The sequence below is a fragment of the Streptomyces sp. NPDC006309 genome (assembly GCF_040613095.1).
Taxonomy (GTDB): Bacteria; Actinomycetota; Actinomycetes; order Streptomycetales; family Streptomycetaceae; genus Streptomyces.
Genome location: NZ_JBEXRO010000012.1, coordinates 27,717 through 54,294 on the forward strand (window position 1 = coordinate 27,717; position 26,578 = coordinate 54,294).

At 71.1% G+C, this 26,578-nt stretch carries 26 protein-coding genes; 2 read left to right on the top strand and 24 right to left on the bottom strand.

Annotated features, from left to right (window positions below; translation table 11 throughout):
* Positions 1–29: 29 nt before the first annotated feature.
* The 15 genes from ABZ117_RS17595 to ABZ117_RS17665 all read right to left on the bottom strand — a co-directional run bounded on the left by ABZ117_RS17595 (position 30) and on the right by ABZ117_RS17665 (position 14,956).
* A complete protein-coding gene (locus tag ABZ117_RS17595) occupies positions 30–650 on the bottom strand; it encodes an ATP/GTP-binding protein (RefSeq protein WP_356821669.1) in 621 nt (206 codons plus the stop codon).
* Positions 631–1,044, bottom strand: a complete 414-nt coding sequence (locus ABZ117_RS17600; protein WP_356821670.1) for a DUF742 domain-containing protein — start codon at positions 1,042–1,044, stop codon at positions 631–633. Before ABZ117_RS17600 ends, ABZ117_RS17595 begins: the two co-directional genes overlap by 20 nt.
* Positions 1,041–1,445, bottom strand: a complete 405-nt coding sequence (locus ABZ117_RS17605; RefSeq protein WP_356821672.1) for a roadblock/LC7 domain-containing protein — start codon at positions 1,443–1,445, stop codon at positions 1,041–1,043. Before ABZ117_RS17605 ends, ABZ117_RS17600 begins: the two co-directional genes overlap by 4 nt.
* On the bottom strand, positions 1,442–3,106 hold the full coding sequence (locus ABZ117_RS17610) for an ATP-binding protein (RefSeq protein ID WP_356821673.1): 1,665 nt from the start codon (positions 3,104–3,106) through the stop codon (positions 1,442–1,444). The genes ABZ117_RS17605 and ABZ117_RS17610 overlap by 4 nt, the downstream gene beginning before the upstream one ends.
* Before the next feature lie 408 nt (positions 3,107–3,514).
* Positions 3,515–6,367 carry a DEAD/DEAH box helicase gene (locus ABZ117_RS17615; protein ID WP_356821675.1) on the bottom strand — a complete coding sequence of 951 codons (2,853 nt, stop codon included), beginning with the start codon at positions 6,365–6,367 and terminating at the stop codon, positions 3,515–3,517.
* 89 nt (positions 6,368–6,456) lie between these two features.
* Positions 6,457–7,401 (bottom strand): twin-arginine translocase subunit TatC, encoded by a 945-nt coding sequence (tatC, locus tag ABZ117_RS17620; RefSeq protein ID WP_356821677.1) that lies wholly within the window; start codon positions 7,399–7,401, stop codon positions 6,457–6,459.
* 47 nt (positions 7,402–7,448) lie between these two features.
* Complete coding sequence (gene tatA, locus ABZ117_RS17625; RefSeq protein WP_356821679.1) at positions 7,449–7,736, bottom strand: Sec-independent protein translocase subunit TatA; 288 nt, start codon at positions 7,734–7,736, stop codon at positions 7,449–7,451.
* 255 nt (positions 7,737–7,991) lie between these two features.
* Positions 7,992–8,186 (bottom strand): hypothetical protein, encoded by a 195-nt coding sequence (locus ABZ117_RS17630; RefSeq protein WP_356821681.1) that lies wholly within the window; start codon positions 8,184–8,186, stop codon positions 7,992–7,994.
* Between the two features lie 42 nt (positions 8,187–8,228).
* Positions 8,229–8,489 (bottom strand): hypothetical protein, encoded by a 261-nt coding sequence (locus ABZ117_RS17635; protein WP_356821968.1) that lies wholly within the window; start codon positions 8,487–8,489, stop codon positions 8,229–8,231.
* 96 nt (positions 8,490–8,585) lie between these two features.
* Positions 8,586–9,617, bottom strand: coding sequence for a WYL domain-containing protein (locus tag ABZ117_RS17640; RefSeq protein WP_356821682.1), 1,032 nt, complete (start codon positions 9,615–9,617; stop codon positions 8,586–8,588).
* Positions 9,618–9,631: 14 nt separating this feature from the next.
* Complete coding sequence (locus tag ABZ117_RS17645; RefSeq protein WP_356821684.1) at positions 9,632–10,585, bottom strand: WYL domain-containing protein; 954 nt, start codon at positions 10,583–10,585, stop codon at positions 9,632–9,634.
* Between the two features lie 137 nt (positions 10,586–10,722).
* Positions 10,723–11,094 carry an FKBP-type peptidyl-prolyl cis-trans isomerase gene (locus ABZ117_RS17650; protein WP_356821686.1) on the bottom strand — a complete coding sequence of 124 codons (372 nt, stop codon included), beginning with the start codon at positions 11,092–11,094 and terminating at the stop codon, positions 10,723–10,725.
* Positions 11,095–11,180: 86 nt separating this feature from the next.
* Positions 11,181–12,185 carry an FKBP-type peptidyl-prolyl cis-trans isomerase gene (locus ABZ117_RS17655; protein ID WP_356821688.1) on the bottom strand — a complete coding sequence of 335 codons (1,005 nt, stop codon included), beginning with the start codon at positions 12,183–12,185 and terminating at the stop codon, positions 11,181–11,183.
* A 140-nt stretch (positions 12,186–12,325) separates the two neighbouring features.
* Complete coding sequence (gene pafA / locus ABZ117_RS17660) at positions 12,326–13,687, bottom strand: Pup--protein ligase (RefSeq protein WP_356821690.1); 1,362 nt, start codon at positions 13,685–13,687, stop codon at positions 12,326–12,328.
* A gap of 9 nt (positions 13,688–13,696) precedes the next feature.
* Positions 13,697–14,956, bottom strand: a complete 1,260-nt coding sequence (locus tag ABZ117_RS17665) for an MFS transporter (RefSeq protein ID WP_356821692.1) — start codon at positions 14,954–14,956, stop codon at positions 13,697–13,699.
* A 170-nt stretch (positions 14,957–15,126) separates the two neighbouring features.
* Between ABZ117_RS17665 and ABZ117_RS17670 the strand changes: the two genes are divergently transcribed.
* A complete protein-coding gene (locus ABZ117_RS17670) occupies positions 15,127–16,143 on the top strand; it encodes a LacI family DNA-binding transcriptional regulator (protein WP_356821694.1) in 1,017 nt (338 codons plus the stop codon).
* A 73-nt stretch (positions 16,144–16,216) separates the two neighbouring features.
* Here the strand turns inward: ABZ117_RS17670 and prcA are convergent, their stop codons facing one another.
* The 6 genes from prcA to arc form a co-directional block, all read right to left on the bottom strand.
* The gene (gene prcA, locus ABZ117_RS17675) at positions 16,217–16,954 is read right to left on the bottom strand and encodes a proteasome subunit alpha (protein WP_356821696.1); all 738 of its coding nucleotides are present in this window, start codon (positions 16,952–16,954) and stop codon (positions 16,217–16,219) included.
* A gap of 61 nt (positions 16,955–17,015) precedes the next feature.
* On the bottom strand, positions 17,016–17,861 hold the full coding sequence (gene prcB / locus ABZ117_RS17680) for a proteasome subunit beta (protein WP_356821698.1): 846 nt from the start codon (positions 17,859–17,861) through the stop codon (positions 17,016–17,018).
* Positions 17,813–18,142: an endonuclease domain-containing protein gene (locus tag ABZ117_RS17685; protein ID WP_356821701.1), complete on the bottom strand. Its 330-nt coding sequence runs from the start codon at positions 18,140–18,142 to the stop codon at positions 17,813–17,815. The genes prcB and ABZ117_RS17685 overlap by 49 nt, the downstream gene beginning before the upstream one ends.
* Positions 18,132–18,350: a ubiquitin-like protein Pup gene (locus ABZ117_RS17690; protein WP_356821703.1), complete on the bottom strand. Its 219-nt coding sequence runs from the start codon at positions 18,348–18,350 to the stop codon at positions 18,132–18,134. The genes ABZ117_RS17685 and ABZ117_RS17690 overlap by 11 nt, the downstream gene beginning before the upstream one ends.
* 173 nt (positions 18,351–18,523) lie before the next feature.
* On the bottom strand, positions 18,524–20,035 hold the full coding sequence (dop, locus tag ABZ117_RS17695) for a depupylase/deamidase Dop (protein ID WP_356821706.1): 1,512 nt from the start codon (positions 20,033–20,035) through the stop codon (positions 18,524–18,526).
* A gap of 231 nt (positions 20,036–20,266) precedes the next feature.
* On the bottom strand, positions 20,267–22,033 hold the full coding sequence (arc, locus tag ABZ117_RS17700; protein WP_356821708.1) for a proteasome ATPase: 1,767 nt from the start codon (positions 22,031–22,033) through the stop codon (positions 20,267–20,269).
* 520 nt (positions 22,034–22,553) lie between these two features.
* On the opposite strand from arc, the gene ABZ117_RS17705 reads away from it, so the two are divergent.
* A complete protein-coding gene (locus tag ABZ117_RS17705) occupies positions 22,554–22,856 on the top strand; it encodes a ferredoxin (RefSeq protein ID WP_356821710.1) in 303 nt (100 codons plus the stop codon).
* A 7-nt stretch (positions 22,857–22,863) separates the two neighbouring features.
* On the opposite strand, the gene ABZ117_RS17710 is transcribed toward ABZ117_RS17705, so the two are convergent.
* The 3 genes from ABZ117_RS17710 to ABZ117_RS17720 form a co-directional block, all read right to left on the bottom strand.
* Complete coding sequence (locus tag ABZ117_RS17710; protein WP_356821712.1) at positions 22,864–23,433, bottom strand: hypothetical protein; 570 nt, start codon at positions 23,431–23,433, stop codon at positions 22,864–22,866.
* A 225-nt stretch (positions 23,434–23,658) separates the two neighbouring features.
* Positions 23,659–24,561, bottom strand: a complete 903-nt coding sequence (locus ABZ117_RS17715; RefSeq protein WP_356821713.1) for a tRNA (adenine-N1)-methyltransferase — start codon at positions 24,559–24,561, stop codon at positions 23,659–23,661.
* Between the two features lie 41 nt (positions 24,562–24,602).
* Positions 24,603–26,561 carry a site-2 protease family protein gene (locus ABZ117_RS17720; RefSeq protein WP_356821715.1) on the bottom strand — a complete coding sequence of 653 codons (1,959 nt, stop codon included), beginning with the start codon at positions 26,559–26,561 and terminating at the stop codon, positions 24,603–24,605.
* Positions 26,562–26,578 lie beyond the last annotated feature (17 nt).

The following is a 26,578-nucleotide window of genomic DNA, read 5'->3' on the forward strand; positions in this document are numbered from 1 at the left end:
GATGGTGAGGGGAACGGTCGGGCGGCGGGTCAGGTGCGGGCGCCGGACAGGGCGATGGAGTGCAGGAAGCGCATGAGGGTCATCAGCACGTCTTTGCTGGAGGCCCGGCGGCGCACGTCGCAGTCGATGATCGGGACGGCCGGTGCCAGGTCCAGCGCGGCACGCAGGTCCTCGACCGGGTAACGGGGCGCGTCCGGGAAGGTGTTGACGGCCACGACGAAGGGCACGCCCCGCTCCTCCAGCCGGCCCATCACATCGAAGCTGACCTCCAGGCGCCGGGTGTCGACCAGGACGACCGCGCCGAGGGCGCCTTCGAACAGGCCGTTCCACAGGAACCAGAAGCGCTCCTGGCCGGGGGTGCCGAAGAGGTAGAGCACCAGCTGGTCGGTGACGCTGATCCGGCCGAAGTCCATGGCCACGGTGGTGGCCGTCTTGGAGTCGGAGCCGTAGTCGTCGTCCACGCCGATGCCGGCCTGGGTCATGGTCTCCTCGGTGGTCAGCGGCCTGATCTCGCTGACGGAACCGACCATGGTGGTCTTGCCGACACCGAATCCGCCCACGATCACGATCTTCACCGCGGCCTGGGCCGTGTGCGGCAGATGGTCCTCGGTGCGCGGACCGGGGACCGTGTCAGAGCCGTTGAAGTCCATGCATCACCGCTTCGAGGAGTGAACGGTCGGGGACCGACCGGCGGACGATGGGGGCGCGCGCCTGCACCAGTTCCGCCCCGATCAGCTCGGTGATCAGTACGGTCATCACGCTGAACGGCAGCTGGAGATAGGCCGAGAGTTCGGCCACGGACAGCGGGGCGGCGCAGAGCCGGAGCACGGCCGCCTCCTCCGGCGAGGCGGACGGCTGCGGCGAGGAGCGCGCCACGACCAGGGTCACCAGGTCGAGTTCGGCGCGGGCGCCGTCGGCGGATCCCGCGATGGTGTACAGCCGCTCGGGGTTCCTGGGAGGCTCCTGGCCGCCGGCCGGCGGGGGCGACGGCGGCGGGGGCGCCACCGGCTGCGGCTGGCGCCGTTTGCGTCGTGGAGGCGTCATACGGCCTGTCCGTTGCGCCGGGGCGGGCTGGTCAGGTGGGCTCCGATCCGGACGACGAGGTCACGCATCATGCCGCTCATCCGCCCCGGTTCGCAGGTCACGTCGGCGAGCACGGCGAGGTAGGCGTTGGCGCCCGCGTTCATGAGGTAGAAGTAACCGCCGTCGATCTCGAAGACGACGACCTTCATGTCACCGGCGCCGGGGATCTCCTGGATGATGGCACCGGCCAGGCTCTGGACGCCCGCGCAGGCGGCGGCCACCCGGTCCGCGGCGTCGGGGTCGCCGCCGTAGCGGGCGATGCGCAGTCCGTCGGCGGAGAGGACCACGATCATCTCGATACCCGGCACACCGTCGTTCAGCTGCTTGAGCATCCAGTCCAGGTTCGCGCGCTGCTGGATCACTTGAGGTTCCCCTCGTCGTCGGCCGCGGTGGCGCCCTCGCCGGGATCGGCCGAATCGTTGAGCAGATGCAGGTACTTGGTCGGGTTGAGCGTGAAGTCGGTCAGTTCCGAGGCGGTGGCGTCCGCGGGCATGCCCTTGCGCAGGCCGTCCCAGAACGCCTCCATCCACATGCCCGGCGGCCGGTCCATGAGCTTCTTGCGCTCGGGGTCGATCTCCGGCTCGGGCTCCGGCCTGCTCTGGGACCAGATGGTCGGCCTGCCCTCGCGCTCGGCGCGCTCGATGGCGGCCTGCTCGGCGATCCGCTGGCCGATCGGGGTCTTGACCCGGCTGCGCCGCTGCGGCAGACCGCCCGCGGTCCACTCGGTGACCTCCGGGACGTCGTCCTCCATGGAGATGCCCGCGGGGATCTTGGGGCTGGTGGGGCGGCGCTTCTTGGGCGGGCGCTTGGGGCCCTCGACGGCGCCGAGTTCGGGCTTGGGGATGCCGGTGGCGCCGATGCCGTGCGCGGCGCCCACGCCGGGCTCGGTGGTCGTCATCACCCGCGGCACGATGAGGATCGCGCGGACGCCGCCGTAGGCGGAGGAGCGCAGCGAGACCTCCATGTCGAACTGCTTGCAGAGACGGCCGACGACGGCGAGACCGAGGCGCGGGTTCTCACCGAGGTTGTCGGCGTCGTCGTTGTTCTTGGCGTCCTCGATCGCCTGCTCGATACGGGCGCGGGACTCCTCGCTGAGGCTGACGCCCGCGTCCTCGATCTCGATGACGACACCGGACTGCACCTCGGCCGCGGTGACGTGCACCTTGGTCGAGGGCGGCGAGTAGCGGGTGGCGTTGTCGAGGAGTTCGGCGGCGGCGTGGAGGACCGGTTCGACCGCGGTGCCCTTGATGTTGATGTTGACGATGGAACTGAGTTCGATCCGGCGGTACTCCAGGATGCGGGACATGGCACCGCGCAGCACGCTGTAGAGGGAGACCGGCAGGGGCCACTGACGGCCGGGCCGGCCGCCGCCGAGCACCGAGATGGTGTCGGCGAGGCGGCCGATCAGCGAGGTGCCGTGGTCGATGCGCAGCAGGTCGTCGAAGACCTCGGGGTTGCGGCCGTGGTCCTCCTCCATCTCGCGGAGTTCCTTGGCCTGCTGGTGGACGATGGCCTGGACGCGGCGGGCGATGCTCACGAAGGAGCGCTCCGTGGCGTCGCGCATCGAGATCTCGTGGTCGGCGCCGCGCCAGGCGACGCGTACCAGTTCGCGGTAGCCCTCGGGCAGGCCGCGCAGGTCGGGATCCGCGTCGTAGACGTTGCTCACGGTGTCCCGGAGCGCCTCGCCGCGGCGCAGCCGGTAGAAACCGGTGGGCAGGATGTCGGTGGTGATGCGGTCGATCAGCGCGTTGTGGGCGGCGATCCGCTGTTCCAGATACGCGGCGTGCCGGGCGTGTTCGGCCTGCGTCTCGCGGAGGCGGCGGCCACGGCGGACGGCCTCCCCGGCCGCGCCGAGGACCAGCAGCACGGCCAGCGTTCCGCACACGCCGACGGCGAGCCGGGCCGTGGGCGGTACCAGGGCGACGGCGGCCCCGGCTGCGGCGGCCATCGCTATGGCCGGCGCCAACAGCACGCGCGCACAAGGACGTTCACGGCCGCCGGGAGGCTTCTGAACACTCACCATGGATGCCTTCTGAGATGAGTCGGCTGGGTGTCGGGGGGTCTTGCGGGGGGAAGGTTCACGGACGATCGGGATCTGTTTCGCACAAGGGGAACAGGCGCACGAATTACCTCAACCCGGTGCGCCTCGGGCGAGCTTAGTCCGACCGGATCATCGCCGTGCCCTCTTCGGCAAGCATCTGAAATCGCCCCCGCGACAGGAGTACGCTCGAAGCCATTTGCACACTGTGCTGCTGTTCGAACACTCTTTGTAGCCGCGAACAGACATGTGAATGCCGCTCACCGTGAGGGGTGAACCTGACGAGTGAGCCACTCCCCCTCAGCCGTGCCCCGGCCGGCGCCTACCAGCCCTCGGCGGATGCGGGAGCCCGCGCGCTCGACCGCGGCGCGCCCCCGCCCGCCGGACGGCGGGTCACCCCACCGACGAGTAGGCCACCACGCCGCGCAGCAGCTGGTCCACCGCCTTGCGCGCGTTCTTCGCCACGGTCGACCCCTCCGTGGGCGCCGCCGCCGAGATCTGCCCCAGCACGTCGATGACCTGCTTGCACCACCGCACGAAGTCACCGGCGGGCATGTCCGCCTCGCGCAGCACCTCATCGAGCCCGTTGCCCGTCGCCCACATGTACGCCGCCCAGGCGAACCCCAGGTCCGGCTCCCGCTGGCCGACCCCCTCGGTCTGGCTGATCCGGAACTCCTCCTCCAGGGCGTCGAGCCGCCCCCAGATCCGGACCATGTCACCGAGCGCGGCCTTCGCCCCGCCCGACGGCAGCTTCGGCGCCAGCGCGTCGTCGCCCGTCCGGGACTCGTACACCAACGCCGAGACGCAGGCCGCGAGTTCCGCGGGGCCGAGGCCCTCCCAGACGCGCTCGCGCAGGCACTCGCTGGCCAGCAGGTCCAGTTCGCCGTAGAGCCGGGCCAGCCGCTTGCCGTGCTCGGTGACCTCGTCACCGCGCAGGTAGTCCAGCTCGGTCAGCAGCGCCACGATCCGGTCGAAGGTCCGCGCGATCGTGTTCGTACGCCCCTCGATCCGCCGCTCCAGCTGCGAGGTGTCGCGCAGCAGCCGGTGGTAGCGCTCGGCCCAGCGGGCGTGGTCCTCACGGTCGTCGCAGCCGTGGCAAGGGTGCGCGCGGATCGCCGTGCGCAGCCGTGCGATCTCGCGGTCGTCGGCGGCCTGCGACCGCTGCTTGCGCGCCCGCTCCGGCGGGATGTGCCCGGCCTTGGTGCGCAGCGCGGACGCGAGGTCCCGACGGGACTGCGGCGAGCGGGGGTTGAAGGACTTCGGGATCCGCATCCGGTCCAGCGGCTCGACCGGTACCGGGAAGTCCATCGAGGCCAGCCGCTTGACCTGCCGCTCCGCGGTCAGCACCAGCGGGCGCGGACCGTCCTGGTGCTCGAAGCCGCGATGGCCGTCGGCCCGGCCGGCGGGCAGGCCGGGGTCCAGCACGAGGGCCAGACCGGCGTACTTGCCCGTCGGCACGTGGATGACATCGCCGGTCCTTAGCTTCTCCAGGGCGACGGCGGCCTCGGCGCGGCGCTGGCCGGCGCCCTGCCGGGCCAGCTCCGTCTCCCGGTCCTTCAGTTCGCGGCGCAGCCGCGCGTACTCCTCGAAGTCGCCGAGGTGGCAGGTCATGGAGGCCTTGTAACCCTCCAGGCCCTCCTCGTTGCGCTGCACCTGCCGGGAGATGCCGACGACCGACTTGTCGGCCTGGAACTGCGCGAAGGACGTCTCCAGCAGTTCGCGCGAGCGGTGCCGGCCGAACTGCTCGACCAGGTTGACCGCCATGTTGTACGACGGCTTGAAGCTGGAGCGCAGCGGGTACGTGCGGGTGCCCGCGAGACCGGCGAGGTGCTCGGGGCTGCTGCCGCGCTGCCACAGCACGACCGCGTGGCCCTCCACGTCGATGCCGCGGCGGCCGGCCCGGCCCGTCAGCTGGGTGTACTCGCCGGGCGTGATGTCGGCGTGCTGCTCGCCGTTCCACTTGACGAGCTTCTCCAGCACGACCGAGCGGGCGGGCATGTTGATGCCGAGCGCGAGGGTCTCGGTGGCGAACACGGCCTTCACCAGGCCGCGCACGAACAGCTCCTCCACGACCTCCTTGAAGGTCGGCAGCATGCCCGCGTGGTGGGCGGCGATGCCCCGCTCCAGCCCTTCGAGCCACTCGTAGTAGCCGAGGACGTGCAGGTCCTCCCGCGGAATCGAGGCGGTGCGCTCCGCGACCAGGGCGCGGACCCGCTCGCGCGCGTCCTCGTCGTTGAGCCGGAGGCCGGCGTGCAGGCACTGCTGGACGGCGGCCTCGCAGGCGGCGCGGCTGAAGATGAAGGTGATGGCCGGGAGCAGGCCCTCGGAGTCCAGGCGCTCGATGACCTCGGGGCGGCTCGGCGTCCACACCCGCGAACGCTGCCGGCGCTCGCGCTCGCGATCGGCCTCGCGCATCGAGCGGCCACGCCTGCGGTCCTGGAACGACGGCCGCTGCGCCTCCATCCGGGCGAGGCGGACGAGGTCGGGGTTGACGGCCTTCTTGTGGCCCTCCCCCTCCTCGAACAGGTCGTACATCCGGCGTCCGGCGAGCACGTGCTGGAACAGCGGTACGGGCCGGTGCTCGGAGACGATCACCTCGGTGTCGCCGCGGACGGTGTCCAGCCAGTCACCGAACTCCTCGGCGTTGGACACGGTGGCGGAGAGCGAGACCAGGGTCACCGACTCGGGGAGGTGGATGATCACTTCCTCCCAGACGGCGCCCCGGAAGCGGTCGGAGAGGTAGTGCACCTCGTCCATGACCACGTGGCCGAGACCGAGGAGGGTCTGCGAGCCGGCGTACAGCATGTTCCGCAGCACCTCGGTGGTCATCACGACCACCGGGGCGTCGGAGTTCACGCTGTTGTCGCCGGTGAGCAGGCCCACCTTCGCGGCGCCGTACCGCCGGCACAGGTCGGCGTACTTCTGGTTCGACAGGGCCTTGATGGGCGTTGTGTAGAAGCACTTCTTGCCCTGCTGGAGGGCGAGGTGGACGGCGAACTCGCCCACGATCGTCTTGCCCGAGCCGGTGGGCGCGGCGACCAGCACACCCTTCCCCGCTTCGAGTGCCTGGCAGGCCTCGATCTGGAAGGGGTCGAGGCCGAAGTCGTACATCTCGCGGAAGGAGGCGAGCGCGGTGGCCTGCTCGGCAGCCCGCCTGCGGGCTGCCGCGTACCGCTCGGCCGGTGAGAGGTCCTCTGTCATCGTGCTTTCGAGCGTACCGGGCCCCACTGACAACAGGACGATCATTATCCGGAACGTGGGCTGATCGGCAAAGACGGATGCCCCCGCCTCCGGAGGGCTCCGGGGGCGGGGGCATCGCGCGTGGTGGGAGGGGCTCAGGTCACGTCGTCGTAGCCGTTGACCCGGTCCGTGCTCGCCTGCTCGGGCAGTGCCCGGGCCGCCGGGACGGGCTCGACGGCGCCGATGTCCTCGGGCGTGAGGTCCAGCTCGGACGCCTCGTCGTCGCCGGGGCCATCGGCCTCGCGGCGGGCCCGGCGCCGGTCGTTGAGCAGCGCGATGGCCACGGCGACGAAGTACAGCGCCCAGATCGGTGCCGCCAGCGCCAGCATCGTCATCGGGTCGGGGCTGGGCGTGGCCACGGCCGCGAAGGCGGTGATGCCGACGACCATGGCGCGCCACCAGCCCAGCATGCGCCGCCCGGACAGCACCCCGGTGAGGTTGAGCATGACCAGCAGCAGCGGCATCTCGAAGGCGAGGCCGAAGACGACGATCATGCGGGTGATGAGGTCCAGCAGGTCGTCCAGCGGCAACAGGTTCTCAGCGCCCTCGGGCGTGAGCTCGATCATGAACTTCGCCGTGGTGGGCAGCAAGTGGAACGCGAGGTAGCCGCCGCCGAGGAAGAGCGGGAAACCGAAGCCGACGAACGCGTAGGCGTACTTCTTCTCGCCGCGATGCAGCCCCGGTGCGACGAACGCCCACAGCTGGTAAAGCCAGACCGGCGACGCGAGCACGATGCCGGCCATCAGGGAGACCTTCAGGGCCAGGTTGAACGCGCCCAGCAGGCCACTGACGGTGATGTGCGCACAGCGGACGTTCTTGGCGTCGGCCAGTTCCCCGAAGGACTGGTGGCAGCCGATCTCGTCCAGCATCGGCCGGGTGATGATCTCGATGATGTCCCGATAGAAGAAGGCCGAGACGATCGTGACGGCGAGGATCGCCAGGACACCCTTCGCGAGCCGGTTGCGCAGCTCGCGCAAGTGATCCGCGAGCGGCATCCGCCCCTCGGGATCCCTCTCCTTTTTGCGGGCAGGCTTGAGCAACCCACATCCTCATCTCGTGCAGCGGACCGGATGCCCCGGTCCTCGCGTCAGCGCTTGGTCGTGTCCGTCGGCTCGGTGACCGGGCGGGAGCTGGTCACGTCACCGGGAGCGGCCTGGATCGTGCGCTGAGCCGGAGCGGGCTCCTCGGCGGTGGACTGGGCGGTGCCCTCGGGCTGCTTGCCGTCGTCCTTCATCGCCTTGGCCTCGCTCTTGAGGATGCGCGCGGACTTGCCGAGCGAGCGCGCCATGTCCGGGAGCTTCTTGGAGCCGAACACCAGGACGATCACCAGAACGAGGAGCAGCAGGTGCCACGGCTCAAGTCCGTTGCGGAACATAAATCTTCACCTTCTCACCGAGGCGGGCACGTCCGACAGGTCGGACACTTGTCCGGACGTCATGCTGGCTGCGATCGTAACGCCTGGGAATGAACGCGGGACAATCCCCCGGCGTACTCCTGCTTCGCGGACCGCGCCTCGTCATCGGGCCGCTACCAGCACCAGCAGCGTACCCGGCCGGGTGGGCGCGGTGACAGAGCCGAGTGACCGACACCGCAGTGACGGGCCGGGACTCAACAGCACCGCCCGGCGCGGCTACAGCGTGTCCACCGCACGGGCGGCGCTCACGGCCGCCCGTTCCAGGTCCTCCGCAGCCCTGGTGATACGGCGTCCGGAATCGGCGACCTGCCGCCCGAGGCGCCGCGCCTCCAGGAACACCCGGACGGCGAACACGCCCAGGACGGCGAGACCCAGGAACCCCATGGCTACCGCGAACATCGGCCAGAACATGACGCCGAGACTAGTCCGTCCGCCGGGGCGGATCCCAGCCGGCTACACCGTGGAGTGCAGCCGCAGGGTCCGCACGCCGCCGCCGGTGAGCAGCTCGACGATCCGCTCCCCCGCGGGCTTGCGGACCGCGGTGCCGCAGTCGGGACAGGTGAAGGAGTAGAACGTCGTCCGGCTGGTGGCGCCGATGGCCAGGCGCAGCGCGCTCGCGGCGAGCTCGAAACGGCCCCGGCAGTCCGGGCAGCCCGCCCGGAAGACCACCGGGACCGCTCCGCGCATACCGGCGAAGGCCGAAGCCGCCGTCATCTCACCCGCACCGGACACCGGGGACTCCCTCACAGCCCTCGCTCCTCTTCCTCTGGTCGCTCCGGGTCGTCCGCCACCGGGGCGCACGGCCCCGGCTCACGCGGGACTCAGGTCCCGGCCGTCACCCGCGCCCGTCACCGCGCCCGCCGGACCGTCGTACGCCGCCAGGGCCTCGTGGGCGGCGCGGCGGGCGCTCTCGGCCAGCTCGGCCGGGGAGATGATCCGGCCGTCACGGCCGAGCCGCAGGGCCAGCCGGCGCAGGGAGGCCGGATCGGGGGTGCGCAGAGTGATACGCAGTCCGCCGTCGGGCAGCTCATCGGCGCTGTCGTGCGGGTAGTACTCGGCGACCCAGCGACCGCCGGGGCCGACCTCGACCACCACTTCCGGGTCCTCGGCGGCCGGCTGTACCAGGGCCTCGGAGAGGTCGCGCAGCTCCACCTCGGGCGGGGCCGACGGCTCGTCGAGGACCTTGATCTCGGCGACCCGGTCGAGCCGGAAGGTGCGCCGGGCCTCGGAGCGGCGGCACCAGGCCTCCACATAGGTGTGGCCGACGCTGACCAGCCGGATGGGGTCGATCTCGCGCTCGGTGATCTCGTCGCGCGCCGGGGAGTAGTAACGGATCCAGAGCCGGCGGCGCTCGGAGATCGCCCGGTCGACGTCGGCGAAGACACCGCCCTCGGACTCGAAGGTCACCGACAGGCGGGAGCTGGCCCCGGCGGCCTCGCCGGCCGCGGTCTCCACCTTGGCCGTGGCCCGCAGCAGAGCCTGGCGGTCACCCTCCCGCAGCCCGGGCAGCGTCGACACCGCGCGGGCGGCGACCAGCAGGGCCGTGGCCTCGTCGGCGGCGAGCCGGAGCGGTTCGGCCGCCTCCTCACCGAGCGCGGCCGGGTTGTGCCACCAGATGCGCTCGCCGTCGGTGTCGATGTCCAGCAGGTCGCCGCCGCGGAAGCTGGTGCCGCACATGGGCAGCAGGTCGAGGTCGGCGACCAGTTCGTCCTCGGTGATGCCGAAGGCGCGCGCCACGTCGGCGATCCGGGCGCCGGGGCGCTCCCGGAGGTAGGTCACCAGCGAGAGCATCCGCCGGGTCTGGTCGATGGCGTTCACGGGCCTGACCGGTTTGCCTGCCACAGTCCTGCTCCCCCTCAGCCCTTGGCCACGGCACGCAGCCGGTCCACCACGTCGGCGCGCAGCTCGGCCGGCTCCAGAACCACCACGTCCGGTCCGAACTCCACCAGCCAGGCGTCCAGTCCGTGCCCGTACGGAATCTCCAGCTCGTCCCAGCCGTCGCCGAGTTCCCGGACCGCGGTGGCCTTAGCCCGAAGGGGGTAGCCGGCGCCGGAGCGCAGCCGGATCAGCGCCGAGCGGTCGGCGATCTCGCCGGCCCAGCTCGCGACGGTCTCGCGCACGGTGACGACGTCCGGCACGGGCACGGTGAAACCCGTGCCCCGCGTGCGGACCCTGCCGGTGATCCGGGAGAGCCGGAAGACGCGCTCGGCGCCCCGGTCGCGGTCCCAGCCGGCCAGATACCAGTGGCCGCGCCAGCACTCCAGCGCCCATGGCTCGACATGCCGGGGCTCGGGGTGGGCGGCGGAGGCCTTGCGGTACTCGAAGAGGACCGGGCGGCGGTCGCGCAGGGCCAGCATGAGCGGCTCGAAGGCGGCCTCGTGCACCGGGATGCGCGGTTCCAGGGCGCTGTGCGCCTCGTAGGGGTCGACGTCCTCGGGCAGGCCCGCGGCGCGCAGTTTCTGGAGGGCGCCGCTGGCCGCGCCGGCCAGCCGGGCCTGCTGCCAGACCTTGGCGGCGAGGCCGAGGGCGGCGGCCTCCTCGGCGTCCAGGGTGATGGGGGGCAGACGGTTGCTGTCGCGGCGGGCGAGGTAACCGACCTCGCCGTCGATGTTCTCGACGGTCTCGATGACGAGGCCCAGCTCGCGCAGGTCGTCCTTGTCCCGCTCGAACATGCGGTTGAAGGAGTCGTCGCTCCCCGCTTCGAGGTAGGCCTCGATGGACGCCCGCAGCTCGCGCTTGCTGAGCGGCCGCCGTGTCCCGAGCAGACACAGCGCGAGGTTCATCAGCCGCTCGGCCTTGGCAATGGCCATCGACGCCCTTCGCCTTCCCTATGGTGCTTCTGACCGATGACCGTACCGCTCCGCGGGGCGGTGACAAAAGCCGAGGGCCCACGCCCGAACAGGCGTGGGCCCCAGGTGATCGGATCCGGTCGGATCCGGGCCGTGAATCAGACGCCGAGCAGGTCGACCACGAAGATGAGCGTCTCGCCGGGCTTGATCGCCGGGGTCGGGCTCTGGTTGCCGTAGGCGAGGTGGGCGGGGATGGTCAGCTGGCGGCGGCCACCGACCTTCATGCCCTGCACGCCCTGGTCCCAGCCCTGGATGACCCGGCCCTGGCCCAGCGGGAAGCGGAACGGAGTGCCGCGGTTCCAGCTGGCGTCGAACTCCTCGCCGGTGCTGAAGGCGACGCCCACGTAGTGGACGGTGACGTTCTGGCCCGCCTCGGCGACCGCGCCGTCGCCCTCCCAGATGTCCTTGATCTCGAGGTCGGCCGGGGGCGCGCCCTCAGGGAAGTCGATCTCGGGCTTCTCGATGCTCACGTCAAAAGCTCCTGCTTGTGTACGACACGGAACGCGGACAGTCTTTCATCATCGCGGGCCCGTCGCCCGCCCCGGGCGTCCCCCGGCTACATCGCCGCGAGGATGTCCACCGTGAAGACCAGGGTGGCGCCCTTCTTGATGATCCCGCCGCTCGGCGGGTTGTCGCCGTAGCCCAGCTCCGGCGGGACGACGATCAGGACCCGGCTGCCCACCTTCTTGCCGGTGAGTCCCTGCGCCAGGCCCTTGACCGCCTGCTGCATCTGCTCCAGGGAGAACTGGCTGAGCCGGCCGGAGCCGTAGGTCCGCTGGAAGGTCTTGCCGCTCTCCCAGACCAGGCCCTGGAACTGGCACAGGACCGTCTGGGCGGCCTTCAGTTCGGCGCCGTCGCCCTCCAGGACGTACTCCGAGACGAGCTTCTTCGGCGGGTCCGACTTGGGGATGGTGACCTTGGGCACCTGGCCGTCGGTGTTCGCGGCCACCTTCGGCAGGGCCGGGTCGTTCTGCGCGACCGGCTTGCCCTTGGCGGAGCTCTTGGAATTGAAGGAGTCGACGACGTCGATGACGAAGACCAGGGTGTCGGTGCCCTTGATGCCCGCGTCCGGCTGGCCCGACTTGCCGTAGCCCAGGGCGGGCGGGACGGCGATCTCGATCCGGCTGCCGGTCTTCTTGCCGGCCAGGGCGTACCGCCAGCCGTCGATGATGCTGCCCTGGGCGAGCTGCATGACCAGCGGGCGTTTGCGGTCGTAGGAGTTGTCGAAGACCTTGGCGGTGTCCCAGATCTGGCCGAGGTAGTCCGCCTGGACGAAGTCGTTCTCCGCGACCGTGCGGCCGCTGCCCGGGATCAGCGTCTTGACCGCGAGGTTCTTCGACGGGTCGCCCGGTCCCTTGGCGATGACCGGCTTCTCGCCGAACTTCGTGCCCGCCGTGACCGCCGGCAGCGGTCCGTCCACGATCTTGGGCGGGGGCGAGGCGGACGCCGACGGCGACGGCGAGGCACTGGTCTTGCCGGAGTCGGACGAGTCGTCACCGCAGGCGGTGAGCGTGACCAGCCCTGCGGGGACTGCGGCGAGGAGGAGTGAGCGTCGGCGCACGGAGAGCCTCGTAATCGGTCGATCTTGCGGATGGCGTGCGCGCAACTCTACGGCGTGAGAAGGGCGCCGTACGGAAAACGTACGGCGCCCGTGTGGCGTTCCGGCATTTCGGAGCCGGAACGCTTGACCCGGCCCTTCGCCTACATTCCGGCGATCAGCTTCTCCACCCGGTCGTCCACCGAACGGAACGGGTCCTTGCACAACACGGTGCGCTGCGCCTGGTCGTTGAGCTTCAGGTGGACCCAATCGACCGTGAAGTCCCTGCGCTGTTCCTGCGCCCGCCGGATGAAGTCGCCGCGCAGCCGGGCCCGAGTGGTCTGCGGGGGAACGGACTTCCCCTCGAAGATCTTCAGGTCGTTGCAGATCCGGGCGGCCTGGCCCTTCTTCTCCAGCAGGTAGTACAGGCCACGACGGCGGTGGATGTCGTGGTAGGCGAGGTCTATCTGCGCGACCCTCGGGTGGGACATGGTCATGTTGTGCTTGGCCCGGTACCGCTCGATGAGCTTGTACTTCATGACCCAGTCGATCTCGGTGGCGATCCGGTCGAGGTCCTCGGCCTCGATCGCGTCGAGCGTGCGGCCCCACAGGTCCAGGACCTCCGCGACCGTGCCGGTGCGGATGCCCCGGCGCTCGCAGAAGTCCACGGCCTTGTCGAAGTACTCCCGCTGCACCTCCAGCGCGGAGGCCTCCCGGCCGCTGGCCAGGCGTACCTTGCGCCGGCCGGTGATGTCGTGGCTGACCTCGCGGATCGCCCGGATGGGGTTCTCCAGGGTGAGGTCGCGCATCACGGTGCCCGCCTCGATCATGCGCAGCACGAGGTCGGTGGCGCCGACCTTGAGCAGCATGGTCGTCTCGGACATGTTCGAGTCACCGACGATGACGTGCAGCCGGCGGTAGCGCTCGGCGTCCGCGTGCGGTTCGTCGCGGGTGTTGATGATGGGGCGGGAGCGGGTCGTCGCCGAGGAGACGCCCTCCCAGATGTGCTCCGCGCGCTGGCTGACGCAGTAGACGGCGCCGCGCGGGGTCTGGAGCACCTTGCCGGCGCCGCACAGCAGCTGCCGGGTGACGAGGAAGGGGATGAGAATGTCCGCGAGCCGGGAGAACTCCCCGTGCCGGGCCACCAGGTAGTTCTCGTGGCAGCCGTAGGAGTTGCCCGCCGAGTCGGTGTTGTTCTTGAAGAGGTAGACGTCGCCTGCGATGCCCTCCTCGTGCAGGCGTCGTTCCGCGTCCACCAGGAGTCCTTCGAGAATGCGCTCGCCGGCCTTGTCGTGGGTGACCAGCTCGGTCACGTTGTCACATTCGGGAGTCGCGTATTCCGGATGTGAGCCCACGTCGAGATAGAGCCGGGCGCCGTTGCGCAGAAACACATTGCTGCTGCGGCCCCATGACACGACACGGCGGAAGAGGTACCGCGCCACCTCGTCAGGAGACAGACGGCGCTGTCCCCTGAACGTGCACGTGACGCCGTATTCGTTCTCCAGCCCGAAGATGCGGCGGTCCATGAGGGAACATTACGCCCGATCCCCCGAGCTGAAACGAGGTTCGACGGCACGATTTGGATCATTTTCCGATGAAGCCGCAACGACCCCGCCCCGCGCGGGAGCCGCGAGGACCCGTCCGGTGGCCAGCAGGACCAGCAGGGACACGGCCCCGGCCGCGCCCGGCAGGGCGAAACCCCACAGGGTGCCGCCGGCCTGGACGACCGGTCCCGCGAGGCCCGTTCCGACCGAGGCGCCCACGGTGAACGTCGTCACCAGCCAGGAGAACGCCTCGGTGACGGTCCCGGCCGGCGCGTGCCGGTCGACGATGATGAACGCGCAGGCGATGCAGGGCGCCAGGAAGACGCCGGAGACCACGCTGAGCAGCACCATGGCGAGCGTGCCGGGGGTCAGCGTCAGCGGCAGGTAACAGACCGCCAGCAGGGCCACCAGCACCGTCAGTCGCCGTTCGGGCGCGCCGGCCCACCGGCGGGCGCCGTAGACGCTGCCGCCGGCGAGCGCGCCGAGGCCGAGTCCGGCCATGAGCCAGCCGTAGACCGCGTCGCCGCCGTGCCCGTCGGCGTACGACACCGAGGCGACCGTGATGGAGCCCAGCGCGATGCCGACGAACAGGAAGGCCGCGAGCAGCGCGAGCAGGCCGGGCGAGCGCAGGGCGCCCAGCCAGTGCGCCTCGCGCGGGGCGGAGCGCCACGCGCGCGAGGGCGGCGAGAGGACCACGGAGAGCGCGCCCAGCACGCCGAGGAGGTTCAGCACGAGCAGGGCGGCGCGCTCGTCCCACAGGGACACGCACAGGGTCACCAGCAGCGGGCCGGCGGTGAACATGATCTCCTGCGCGATCGCGTCCATGGCGTACGCGGTGTGCACCTGGTCCTCGCGGCGCAGCACGGACGGCCACAGGGCGCGCAGGCCGCCCTCCAGTGGCGGGGCGAACAGGCCGGCCGCCGCCACGGTCGCGTGGGCGAGGGGGAGCGAGCCGGTGCCCAGGAAGGCGAAGGCGGTCATCGAGAGGGCCGCGAGGACCGCCGCGGGCAGCTGGACGCGCGGCTGGCCGTACAGGTCCACGAGCCGGCCCAGGACCGGCTGGCCTACGGCGTTGGCGACGCCGTACACCGCGGCGAGGGCGCCGGCGAGGCTGTAGCTGCCGCCCTCGGCGCGGACGAAGAGCACCAGGGCGATGGCCGCGGTGGCGTTGGGCAGGCGGCCCACCAGGGTGCCGGTGAGCAGCCGGCACGCGTGCCTCGCTCGGAGGATCTCCAGGTATCCCGTGGCCATGTCCAGCCCTTCCGTGGCTCGCGGGACGCCTCGACGGCCCGAAGTGTTACGTATAACGTCCCCGTCCATACGTACCATGTGCGCTGTTCACCCGTCCAGACGGCCGCCGGTGACCCGCGGGCGCGCCGAGCGCCCCGGGCGGACGGCCGAAGCAGAGGAGCAGGCCCGCGGTGGCAGCCAGCAGCACCCGCCCGACCAGCCGTGACGTCGCCCGGGCGGCCGGGGTCTCCCAGGCGGCCGTCTCCCTCGTACTGGGCGACAAGTGGCGCGGCCGGGTGTCCGAGGCCACCGCCGAACGGGTCCGGGAGGCCGCGCGGGAGCTGGGCTACCGGCCCAATCTCGCCGCCCGCAACCTGCGCCTCGGCCACACCCGCACCGTCCTGCTCGTGGTGCCCGCCCTGACGACCGAGTTCTTCGCCGGGGTCTACACGGGCGCCGCGCGCGTGGCGGCCGAGCACGGCTTCGGTGTGGTCCTCTACCCCTCACCCGAGGGCATCGGCCCGGCCCGCGACCCCTTCGCCTCCGCGCAGGCCGCCCTGGACGGCGTCATCGCCTCCTCGATGGCCGCCGACGCCCTCACCGCGATCCGCGGCGACCAGCTGCCCCTGGTCATGCTGGACAGCGATCCCGCGGGCAGCCTGGGCGCCGCGACCGTGAACCTGGACATCACCGACGGCGTCCGCCAGGTCGCCGAGCACCTGCTGGGCCTCGGCCACCGCCGGGTGCTGCACCTGGCGGCGGACGTGCCGTCCTGGACGTTCGAGATCCGCGCGCGCGAGCTGGCCGCGCGCCTGGCCGCGGTCCCCGGCACGCGCGTGCGTACGGCCCGGGCCCCGATCTCCATCGAGGGCGCGCTGGCCGCCACCGAGGCCGCGCTTACCGCGCCCGGCCCCCGGCCCACGGCCGTGGTGTGCGACGACGACAAGCTCGCCGCGGGCGCGTACAAGGCGCTGCGCCGGCTGGGCCTGCGGGTCCCGGACGACGTCTCGGTCACCGGCCTGGACGACCTGGCACTGGCCACCGCCCTCGACCCCGAGCTGACGACCGTACGGCTGGACGCCGAGCTGTTCGGCGAGCACGGGATGCGGGCCCTGCTGGCGGTGCTGGAGGGCCGTGCGCCGCAGAGCGGGGACATCCCCGTCGAACTGGTCGTCCGGGGCTCCACGGCACCGCCCCGCGAGGCGTAGGCCGGTCACCGACCGCCGTAACGGCAGGTGCCCCGGCCGGAGGACCGGCCGGGGCACACCTGGTCCGAGGGGGTCACTCCTCGTCGGCGCTCTCCGCCTCCGTGGTCGCGCCGCCCGCCTCCAGCAGGCGGCCGAGCTGCCGGCCGACGATGCGCTTGAACTTGCGCTTCTGCGGGCGCGTGCGGTCCAGCACGGCGACCTCCAGCCGCTCGGCGGGGATCTCCCGCTCGCTGCCGTTGGTGTCGCGGGACAGGGCCTGCACGGCCAGCTTCAGGGCCTCCGCGAGGTTCATGCCGTCGCGGTGGCGCTGGTCCAGGAAGCTGCTGATCTGCTCGGTGTTGCCGCCGACCGCGACCGAGCCGTGCTCGTCCACGATGGAACCGTCGTGCGGCAGCCGGTAGATCTGGTCACCCTCGGGGGTCTCCCCCACCTCGGCCACCACCAGCTCCACCTCGTACGGCTTCTCGGCCGCCGAGGAGAAGATCGTGCCCAGCGTCTGGGCGTAGACGTTGGCCAGGCCGCGGGCCGTGACGTCGTCACGGTCGTAGGTGTAGCCGCGCAGGTCGGCGTAGCGCACGCCGCCGATGCGCAGGTTCTCGTACTCGTTGTACTTGCCGGCCGCCGCGAAGCCGATCCGGTCGTAGATCTCGCTGAACTTGTGCAGCGCGCGGGACGGGTTCTCGCCGACGAACACGATGCCGTCGGCGTACTGGAGCACGACCAGGCTGCGGCCGCGGGCGATGCCCTTGCGGGCGTACTCGGCCCGGTCGGCCATGGCCTGCTGGGGTGAGACATAGAACGGCGTCGACACCGGTTATCCGTCCCTTTCTGTCATGGTCACTGGATCACCTCGATAAGAACCGGGGCCGGGCTCAGAGCAGGGCGGCCTTGGGGCCGTCGGGCTCCTCCAGGCGCTTCTGGAGCACCGCGCGGGCGAGCCCGGACGACTCCTCGTCGGTGAGCCGGCGGAAGCCGTCCTCGGTGATCACGGTGATGATCGGATAGATCCGGCGGGCGACATCGGGACCACCGGTCGCCGAGTCGTCGTCAGCCGCGTCGTAGAGGGCCTGGACCACGAGCGTGGTGGCCTGCTCCTCGGTCAGGTCGTTGCGGAACAGCTTCTTCATCGCACCGCGCGCGAAGACCGAGCCCGAACCCGTCGCGGCGAAGTTGTGCTCCTCCGAACGGCCGCCCGTGACGTCGTAGGAGAAGATGCGTCCCCGCTCGCGGTCCAGGTCGTACCCGGCGAAGAGGGGCACCACGGCCAGGCCCTGCATGGCCATGCCGAGGTTGGAACGGATCATCGTCGACAGCCGGTTGGCCTTGCCCTCCAGGGACAGCTGGGCGCCCTCGACCTTCTCGAAGTGCTCCAGCTCCAGCTGGAAGAGCTTGACCATCTCGACGGCCAGCCCGGCGGTGCCGGCGATGCCGACGGCCGAGTACTCGTCGGCCGGGAAGACCTTCTCGATGTCCCGCTGCGCGATGACGTTGCCCATGGTCGCCCGGCGGTCACCGGCGAGCACGACACCTCCGGGGAAGGCGACGGCGACGATCGTCGTGCCGTGCGGCGCCTCGATGACACCCTGCGTGGGCGGCAGCTGCCGGTTGCCGGGCAGCAGCGCGGGCTGGTGCTCGGAGAGGAAGTCCATGAAGGAGGAGGATCCTGGCGTCAGGAAGGCAGCTGGTAGACGCCCGGTGCCACGAGTATTGGCTTCCACGAGATTCCTTCCACATAGCGGCAGTCCGGCGGGCAGGTCCGGGGCGTCTTCCCCCACTTGCCGATGGCCGAATTGCGGTTGAAGCACGGTATGCCACGGACCTTACCCGGCCGGTGACGGTGATCCACCTGCCCGGCGGAAGCCGTTCCCCGGGGACGAGGACTGCCCGCGGCCCGGACTTCTCCGGCCGCGAGCAGTGCTTCCTCGTCCGTTCGCCGGCCACTCACGACTCCGACGCCCCCGAATCTTGGATCCGAAGGGGAAAGCAGCCTACTGGCCACCCTTTTGCACGAACGAGCGCACGAAATCCTCCGCGTTCTCCTCGAGGACGTCGTCGATCTCGTCCAGGACAGAGTCCACGTCGTCGGAGAGCTTCTCGTGCCGCTCCTTGAGGTCGTCCTGCGCCTGTGCGTCCTGCGCCTGCTCCTCGGCCTCCTCGGTGGAGCGCGTGGCCTTCTGCTGGCCGCCGCCCGTGTCCTTGGTCGCCATAACCCTCACCCCGCTCAGTTCGCCTGCCGATCGGTGATGATCAGACCCTACAAGCCGGGTCCGACATCGGCCCCGCAGTTTCTGCAACGAACGGGGGCCATCCCGATGATTCCCGGGCGGTGGGCTTTCCACCCTGTCCGCCCGGGGCGCACCGAGTACCCCCCTGACACCGCTCACCCGCCGGACAGGACCCTGACCAGGTCTTCCGCGGTGCGGCAGCGGTCCAGCAGCTCCTTGACGTGATTTCGCGTTCCGCGTAGCGGTTCCAGGGTTGGAACGCGCTGGAGGGAATCGCGGCCGGGGAGGTCGAAGATGACCGAGTCCCAGCTCGCCGCGGCCACGTCGTCCGCGTACTGCTCCAGGCACCGGCCGCGGAAGTACGCGCGTGTGTCCTCCGGCGGCTTCGTGCGGGCCCGCTCGACCTCGGCCTCGTCCAGCAGCCGTTTCATGCGCCCACGGGCCACCAGACGGTTGTAGATGCCCTTCTCGGCGCGGACGTCGGCGTACTGGAGGTCGACCAGGTGCAGCCGCGCGGCGTCCCAGTCCAGGTCGTCCCGGCGGCGGTACCCCTCCATCACCTCCCGCTTGGCGACCCAGTCCAGCTCGCCGGCCAGGCTCATCGGGTCGCGCTCCAGCCGGGTCAGGGTGTCCTCCCAGCGGCCGAGGACGTCCTTGGTCTGGTCGTCGGCGTCGGCGCCGAAACGCTCCTCCACGTACTTGCGGGCCAGTTCGAAGTACTCCATCTGTAGCTGGACCGCGGTGAGCGTGCGCCCGCTGCGCAGGGTTACCAGGCGCTTGAGGGACGGGTCGTGCGAGACCTGGTGGAGGGTGCGCACGGGCTGGTCGACGGCCAGGTCCACGGCGATGAAGCCGTCCTCGATCATGGACAGGACCAGGGCGGTCGTGCCCAGCTTGAGGTAGGTGGAGATCTCCGAGAGGTTGGCGTCACCGATGATCACGTGCAGCCGGCGGTACTTCTCCGCGTCCGCGTGCGGCTCGTCGCGGGTGTTGATGATCGGGCGCTTGAGCGTGGTCTCCAGGCCGACCTCGACCTCGAAGTAGTCCGCGCGCTGACTGAGCTGGAAGCCGTGCTCGTGCCCGTCCTGGCCGATGCCGACGCGGCCCGCTCCGGCGAAGACCTGACGGGAGACGAAGAAGGGCGTGAGGTGGCGCACGATGTCCGAGAACGGGGTCTCCCGCTTCATCAGGTAGTTCTCGTGCGTGCCGTAGGAAGCGCCCTTGTTGTCGGTGTTGTTCTTGTAGAGGTGGATCTGCTGCGCTCCCGGCAGCTGCGCGGCGCGCTCGGCCGCCTCGGCCATGATGCGCTCGCCCGCCTTGTCCCAGAGGACGGCGTCGCGGGGGTTGGTGACCTCGGGCGCGCTGTACTCGGGGTGGGCGTGGTCGACGTAGAGACGCGCACCGTTGGTGAGGATCACGTTGGCCAGGCCGATGTCCTCGTCGGTGAGCTGGCTCGAGTCGGCTGTCTCCCGGGCGAGGTCGAAGCCTCGCGCGTCCCGCAGCGGGTTCTCCTCCTCGAAGTCCCAGCGGGCCCGGCGGGCCCGGTGCATCGCGGCCGCGTAGGCGTTGACGATCTGGGACGAGGTGAGCATGGCATTGGCGTTCGGGTGGCCGGGGACGGAGATCCCGTACTCCGTCTCGATTCCCATTACTCGCCGTACGGTCATGCGGCCCTCCTTGCCCGGCGGCGCCCTCGGTCGTGGGCGCCGCTCATGTGCCGCTGGCGCTCCGGTGTGTGTGCGGTGCCCGTTCCCGCACGGCGCGACTCGGCGGCAGGAACGAGCCTAGAACGCCTTTGCACTGGTGGGGAGATCATTTGCGTCATTGGCTGCTCCGGTCGTGGCCCTGAAAACAGTCGGCTGCGGGTACCCGCCGGGGCACCCGCAGCCGCCCTGCCGTTACAGGTACTGACCGGTGTTCGCCACCGTGTCGATCGAGCGTCCGGTGTCCGCGCCCTGCTTGCCGGTGATGAGCGTACGGATGTACACGATCCGCTCGCCCTTCTTTCCGGAGATCCGGGCCCAGTCGTCCGGGTTCGTGGTGTTGGGCAGGTCCTCGTTCTCCTTGAACTCGTCCACGCAGGCCTGGAGCAGGTGGGAGACGCGCAGACCCTTCTGGCTCTTCTCCAGGAAGTCCTTGATCGCCATCTTCTTGGCCCGGCCCACGATGTTCTCGATCATGGCGCCGGAGTTGAAGTCCTTGAAGTAGAGGACTTCCTTGTCGCCGTTGGCGTAGGTGACCTCCAGGAAGCGGTTCTCCTCCGACTCGGCGTACATGTGCTCGACCGCTGTCTGGATCATGCTCTGGACCGTGGTGGTCTTGTCACCGCCGTGCTCGTCGACGTCGTCCGTGTGCAGCGGCAGACGCTCGGTGAGGTACTTGCCGAAGATGTCCTTCGCCGCCTCGGCGTCCGGCCGCTCGATCTTGATCTTCACGTCGAGCCGGCCGGGGCGCAGGATGGCCGGGTCGATCATGTCCTCGCGGTTGGAGGCGCCGATCACGACCACGTTCTGGAGGCCTTCCACACCGTCGATCTCGGCGAGCAGCTGCGGGACGATGGTGTTCTCCACGTCCGAGCTGACACCGGAGCCACGGGTGCGGAAGAGGGACTCCATCTCGTCGAAGAAGACGATCACGGGAGTGCCCTCGCTGGCCTTCTCACGCGCACGCTGGAAGACCAGGCGGATCTGCCGCTCGGTCTCGCCGACGTACTTGTTGAGCAGCTCGGGACCCTTGATGTTCAGGAAGAAGCTCTTGCCCTGGGCCTGGCCGGTGACCTCGGCGACCTTCTTGGCCAGCGAGTTGGCGACGGCCTTGGCGATGAGCGTCTTGCCGCAGCCGGGCGGCCCGTAGAGCAGGACGCCCTTGGGCGGGCGCAGCTCGTGCTCCTTGAACAGGTCCGGGTAGAGGTACGGCAGCTCGACCGCGTCGCGGATGGCCTCGATCTGGTTGCCGAGGCCGCCGATCTGCTCGTAACCGATGTCGGGGACCTCTTCGAGGACCAGCTCCTCGACCTCGCTCTTGGGCACGACCTCGTAGACGTAACCGGAGCGGGGTTCGAGCAGGAGGGCGTCGCCGGGGCGGATGGTGACGTCCAGCAGCGGCTCGGCGAGCCGCACCACCCGCTCCTCGTCGGTGTGCCCCAGTACGAGGGCGCGCTCGCCGTCCTCCAGGATCTCCTTGAGGGTGACGATGTCGCCGACGCGCTCGTACTCCATGGCGTCGACCACGTTGAGTGCCTCGTTGAGCATGACCTCCTGGCCGCGCCGCAGATCGTCGAGTTCGACGCTGGGGCTGACGTTGACCCGGAGCTTGCGGCCACCGGTGAAGATGTCCGCGGTGCCGTCCTCGTTCGCCTGGAGGAAGACACCGAAGCCGGCCGGCGGCTGGGCGAGCCGGTCGACCTCCTCCTTGAGGGCCACGATCTGGTCGCGGGCCTCGCGGAGGGTGTTGGCCAGTCGTTCGTTCTGGGCGGACACGCCGGCCAGGTTCGTCTGTAGCTCGACGATCCGCTCTTCGAGAATCCTCGTGTGCCGCGGAGAGTCGGCGAGCTTGCGTCGCAGGACGGCGATCTCCTGCTCAAGGTAGGCGATCTGCCCGGCCGGGTCGTCGGACCCGCGTCCCGGGCGGATGCCGCGGTTCATGTCGTCGTCGTGGGCTGCCACGGTCCTCACCTCCTCCAAGGGGAGCTGGACGCTTCCAGACCCTACCTGGGTGGGTGTCGATTGAAACCCCTAGATCACAAAGACTGTCAAGGTGTGTCGTCGGTCACCCGGCGCGCACTCCCTCGCACGGAGGGGATACCCACTGAACGTGAGGGGAAAGCAGCCTGTTCCACTCATGGCGCGGTCGAAAGCCTTCGCGGCTGGCCGGAGTTGTCCGTTCCGGGCCGATCGGCCCGTTTGCGGGCAGCCCTCGGGCCGCTCGCACGGTCATCACGCAGAGCGACGAAACCGGGAGGGGCTGTCACCGCGGAGGCGGCCTGAAGTGATCGGTCCGGCCGCCGGGGCACCCCTGTCCCGGCCCGGCGCTGGTACCCGAGCGGGCGGGTCCACAAACCCCGGACCGGCCCGGCCCGGACGCGAACCGGGCGGAGGTAGGGTCGAGGGTGTCCCACAGCCGCTGGAGCGGACCCGGCCGGCCCTCGCGGCGCCCGGACCGCCCGGCGAACCGACGGCAGGAGAGATGACCGTGCAGCAGGAGGCCCCGGGCGACGAGGCGCTGGAGGTCTGGATCGACCAGGACCTGTGTACCGGCGACGGCATCTGCGCCCAGTACGCCCCCGAGGTGTTCGAGCTGGACATCGACGGGCTGGCCTATGTGAAGGGCACGGACGACGAGCTGCTCCAGGCCCCGGGCGCGGCCACGCCGGTGCCGCTGCCGCTGCTGGCGGACGTGGTGGACTCGGCGAAGGAGTGTCCCGGCGAGTGCATCCACGTGCGGCGCGTTCAGGACAGGGTCGAGGTGTACGGCCCGGAGGCGGACTGAGCCCGCTTCAGACGCTGTGCGCGGCCCCCGTGGAGCGGATGAAGGCACTGCCGTTCCACTGCCAGGCGGCCGGGGTCCTCAGGTCGGGGCAGCAACTGGGCACGGAGTCCGACGAGTAGCCGAGCAGCGTGGCGGACACGGTACGCGCGTGTACGGCGAAGCCGGTGACCGTGAGCCGGTCCGCGGGCCTGACGAGGGTGGCCACCACGCGTGGCCGTTTGCCGTCCGCGGAGCGGGTCAGGACGTAGACGCCGTCCGGCGGGGTGCCCATGGGCGCGTCGCAGTGGACCACCGCGACGGTTTCCGGCCTGCCGTCACCGTCCAGGTCCGCGTCGGCCTTCTTGACGACCAGGGCCTTCACCGGTCCGCAGTCCAGCGGGAACGTCGCCCCGGCCGTGCCCGGCGCGGCGGCCGCGGTGGTCGTCCGTGTGCCGGTGGCGGACTGGGCGGCCGTGGCCGATCCGGGCTGGGCGACGGTGGAGAGGGCCACCACGGCGGCGACGGCCGTGGCGGTGAGGACCCAGTGGATCGGCCGGGTCTGGGTGTGGGCGAGCTCCGGAACGGCGGATTGCTGCACTAGGAGTGTCTCCTGTGAGGGCTGTGCCGGTGGGATGGGCTGCATGCTGCCACACGCCACTGGGCGGGGGAACGGCGGGGACCGGGATTCCCTCCGGGCGGCAGACCCGCGCCCGGCAGGCGCCGGTGCCGGTACCGGCTCAACGCGAGGGCGCCGTGCCCGAGTTCCCGGATGCGGTGGGGAACTCGGGCACGGCGCCCTTGCGTTGTACGCGTGCGGGGCCGGTCAGCGGCCGGCGCCGCCTTCGGCGTTGGGTCCGGCGTAGTCCTCGCCGTACGCGCCCTTCGCGGGGCGGCGGCGGCGCATGGGCGGCTCGACGCCGTCCGCGAGGCGGCGGGCGGTGAGCAGGAAACCGGTGTGGCCGATCATCCGGTGGTCGGGACGGACGGCCAGGCCCTCGATGTGCCAGTTGCGGATCATGGTCTCCCAGGCGGTCGGCTCGTTGAAGCAGCCGATCTCCCGGATGGACTCCACGGTCCGGGCGAGCTGGGTGGTGGTGGCGACGTAGCAGCACACGATGCCGCCCGGGACGAGCGCCTTGGAGACGGCCTCCAGGCACTCCCAGGGGGCGAGCATGTCCAGGATGACGCGGTCGACGTCGGTGTCGGACAGGTTGTCCTGGAGGTCGCCGACGGTCAGCTGCCAGGCGGGGTGCGGGCCGCCGAAGTAGCGCTCCACGTTCTGCTTCGCGATCTCGGCGAAGTCCTCGCGGCGCTCGTAGGAGTGCAGCATGCCCTGGTCGCCGATGGCCCGCAGCAGGAAGCTGCTGAGCGAGCCGGAGCCGACGCCGGCCTCCACGACGCGCGCGCCGGGGAAGATGTCGGCGAAGGAGAGGATCTGCCCCGCGTCCTTGGGGTAGACGACGGCTGCCCCACGGGGCATGGACAGGACGTAGTCGGGGAGCAGGGGGCGCAGCGCGAGGTAGGCCACGTTGCCGGTGGTCCGGACAACGCTGCCCTCGGGAGCGCCGATCAGTTCGTCGTGCGGGAAGGAGCCCTTGTGGGTGTGGAAGTTCTTCCCGGCTTCGAGCGTGAACGTGTAGTGGCGGCCCTTGGGGTCGGTCAGCTGTACCTGGTCCCCGACCTTGAAGGGCCCGCGCCTGCGGGCGGCACCGGTCGGTTCGGACATGTGACCAGCCTACCGGCGTTTCCGGGGGCCGCCGACCACGGCTACGGGGCGGGCCGGGCCATCGCCTTCACGAAAGCGCGTTCGACGTCGGCGGCGGACAGGACGCCGTAGATCTCGCCGGTCTGCTCGACCACGAGGTACTCCGTGGCGGGGGCGGCCCGGAGGGCGTCCAGCAGGTCCTCCCCGGCCAGCTCGGCGGAGACCCGCATGCCGTCGGTCAGCTCCTGGGCCAGGCCGCTCACGGCCACCCAGGGGCGGCGGTGCTCGGGTACGCCGACGATGGCGGCCTCGCGGACGAGCGCGAGGGGGGTGCCCTCGGCGTCGACGACGACCAGGGCACGGGCACCCGCGGCGTTGGCCCGGCGCAGCGCCTCGGAGAGCGGGGTGTCGTTCTCCACCGGTACGGCCCGCCGGGTGAGGGTCCGGGCGCGCAGTTCGGGCAGGTGTTCGCGCAGCCGTGCCATCCGCAGACTGTTGCCGGCGCCGGTCCAGATGATCGCGGCGAGGATGGCGGCGAGCAGGGCGTCGGTGACCGTGTCCATGCCGCTCGTCTCCTCACCGCCGCCGCCGAGGGCGCCGGAGTGGTTGAGCAGCGGCAGACCGATCAGGACGGAGACGGCGAGGGCACGGCCGACCCAGGCGGCGGCGACGGTGCCGCTCATCGGCCTGCCGGTGAGCTTCCAGACGACGGCGCGGAGCATGCGGCCGCCGTCGAGGGGCAGGCCGGGCAGCAGGTTGAAGATCGCGACGATGAGGTTGGAGACCATCAGCCCGGCCAGCAGCACGCCGGGGACGGTGCCGGGCTCGACGGGCTTCATGGCGAGGTAGAACAGCCCGGCCAGGACGAGCGAGAGCAGCGGCCCCACGAACGCCAGCACGAATTCCCGGCCGGGGGTCTCGGCCTCCTTCTCGATCTCCGAGACACCGCCGAAGAACTGGAGCTGGATGCGGCGGACCGGCAGCTCGAAGCGGATCGCGGCGACCGTGTGGGCCAGTTCGTGGACCAGGACGGAGGCGTAGAAAGCGACCGCGAAGAAGAGGGAGACCAGGTAGCGGGCGGCGCCCAGCTCGGGCAGCACGCGGTCGAGCTGGCCGCCGAAGACCCAGGTGATCAGCGCGGCGACGAGGAACCAGCTCGGCGCGACGTACACGGGCACGCCGAAGGGCCGCCCCATGAGGATGCCGCCGCCGGGCTCCTTGGGCCGGGGGCGGGGCGGCTCGCCCTTGGCGATACCGGAGTGCGCGAGCGAACGGTGCTCGGAGGAGTCACCGGCGTGCGGCACGGATTCCCCTGCCGGGTGGCGGGCGCTGTCCGTGTCCTCCGCACCAGGAGCGCCGACCGGGTCGGCGGGACGGGGGGCGCTGCCCGTGGCTACCGCGCGGGGGCCGCTGACCCTGTCGGCCGGGCCGGCGTCGCTGTCCGTGGCTGCCGCGCGGGAGGCGTTGTCCGTGTCCGCCGGAGAGCTGCCCGTGCCCTCCGTACGAGGGGTACGAACCGTGTCGGCGGGACGGGGGCCGCTGACCCTGTCGGCCGGGCCGGCGTCGCTGTCCGTGGCTGCCGCGCGGGAGGCGTTGTCCGTGTCCGCCGGAGAGCTGCCCGTGTCCTCCGTACGGGGGGTACGAACCGTGTCGGCGGGACGGGGGTCGCTGACCCTGTCGGCCGGGCCGGGGTCCGCTGCCGCGCGGGAGGCGTTGTCCGTGTCCGGCGGGCGGATCGGCTGGTCGGCGTCGGCCGTGCCGGGCGTGGGGGCGGCGTCGTCGCCGCTGGATGCGCTCGCCTCCCCCGCCGCGTCGGCGGTGCCGCCTCCCGCGGCCGTGTCGTCCTCGTCGGCCGGGTGGGGGTCGTCGGGCCGGGTGGCGGGGTGCGGTGTCGTGGGGCGGGGGGCGTCGTGGGTCAGGTCCGCGGGGTGGTCGGTGGGTTCGGCCGTGGGGTCGGCGGAGTTGTCGGCCGGCCCGTCGTTGCCGGACCGCGGCTGCCCGCTCCCGCCGCTCACGTCCACGGTGTCCCCTCGTTCGA

Excerpts from the sequence above, each read along its gene's own strand:
- dop (WP_356821706.1), bottom strand. The coding sequence starts at position 20,035 with ATGACCGTACGGCGAGTAATGGGAATCGAGACGGAGTACGGGATCTCC.
- ABZ117_RS17600 (WP_356821670.1), bottom strand. The coding sequence starts at position 1,044 with ATGACGCCTCCACGACGCAAACGGCGCCAGCCGCAGCCGGTGGCGCCC.
- ABZ117_RS17665 (WP_356821692.1), bottom strand. The coding sequence starts at position 14,956 with ATGGCCACGGGATACCTGGAGATCCTCCGAGCGAGGCACGCGTGCCGG.
- ABZ117_RS17630 (WP_356821681.1), bottom strand. The coding sequence starts at position 8,186 with ATGTTCTGGCCGATGTTCGCGGTAGCCATGGGGTTCCTGGGTCTCGCC.
- ABZ117_RS17690 (WP_356821703.1), bottom strand. The coding sequence starts at position 18,350 with ATGGCGACCAAGGACACGGGCGGCGGCCAGCAGAAGGCCACGCGCTCC.
- ABZ117_RS17635 (WP_356821968.1), bottom strand. The coding sequence starts at position 8,489 with ATGACGGCGGCTTCGGCCTTCGCCGGTATGCGCGGAGCGGTCCCGGTG.
- ABZ117_RS17595 (WP_356821669.1), bottom strand. The coding sequence starts at position 650 with ATGGACTTCAACGGCTCTGACACGGTCCCCGGTCCGCGCACCGAGGAC.
- ABZ117_RS17615 (WP_356821675.1), bottom strand. The coding sequence starts at position 6,367 with ATGATCGTCCTGTTGTCAGTGGGGCCCGGTACGCTCGAAAGCACGATG.
- ABZ117_RS17610 (WP_356821673.1), bottom strand. The coding sequence starts at position 3,106 with ATGGTGAGTGTTCAGAAGCCTCCCGGCGGCCGTGAACGTCCTTGTGCG.
- tatA (WP_356821679.1), bottom strand. The coding sequence starts at position 7,736 with ATGTTCCGCAACGGACTTGAGCCGTGGCACCTGCTGCTCCTCGTTCTG.
- ABZ117_RS17705 (WP_356821710.1), top strand. The coding sequence starts at position 22,554 with ATGACCGTGCAGCAGGAGGCCCCGGGCGACGAGGCGCTGGAGGTCTGG.
- pafA (WP_356821690.1), bottom strand. The coding sequence starts at position 13,687 with ATGGACCGCCGCATCTTCGGGCTGGAGAACGAATACGGCGTCACGTGC.
- ABZ117_RS17715 (WP_356821713.1), bottom strand. The coding sequence starts at position 24,561 with ATGTCCGAACCGACCGGTGCCGCCCGCAGGCGCGGGCCCTTCAAGGTC.
- ABZ117_RS17645 (WP_356821684.1), bottom strand. The coding sequence starts at position 10,585 with ATGGCCATTGCCAAGGCCGAGCGGCTGATGAACCTCGCGCTGTGTCTG.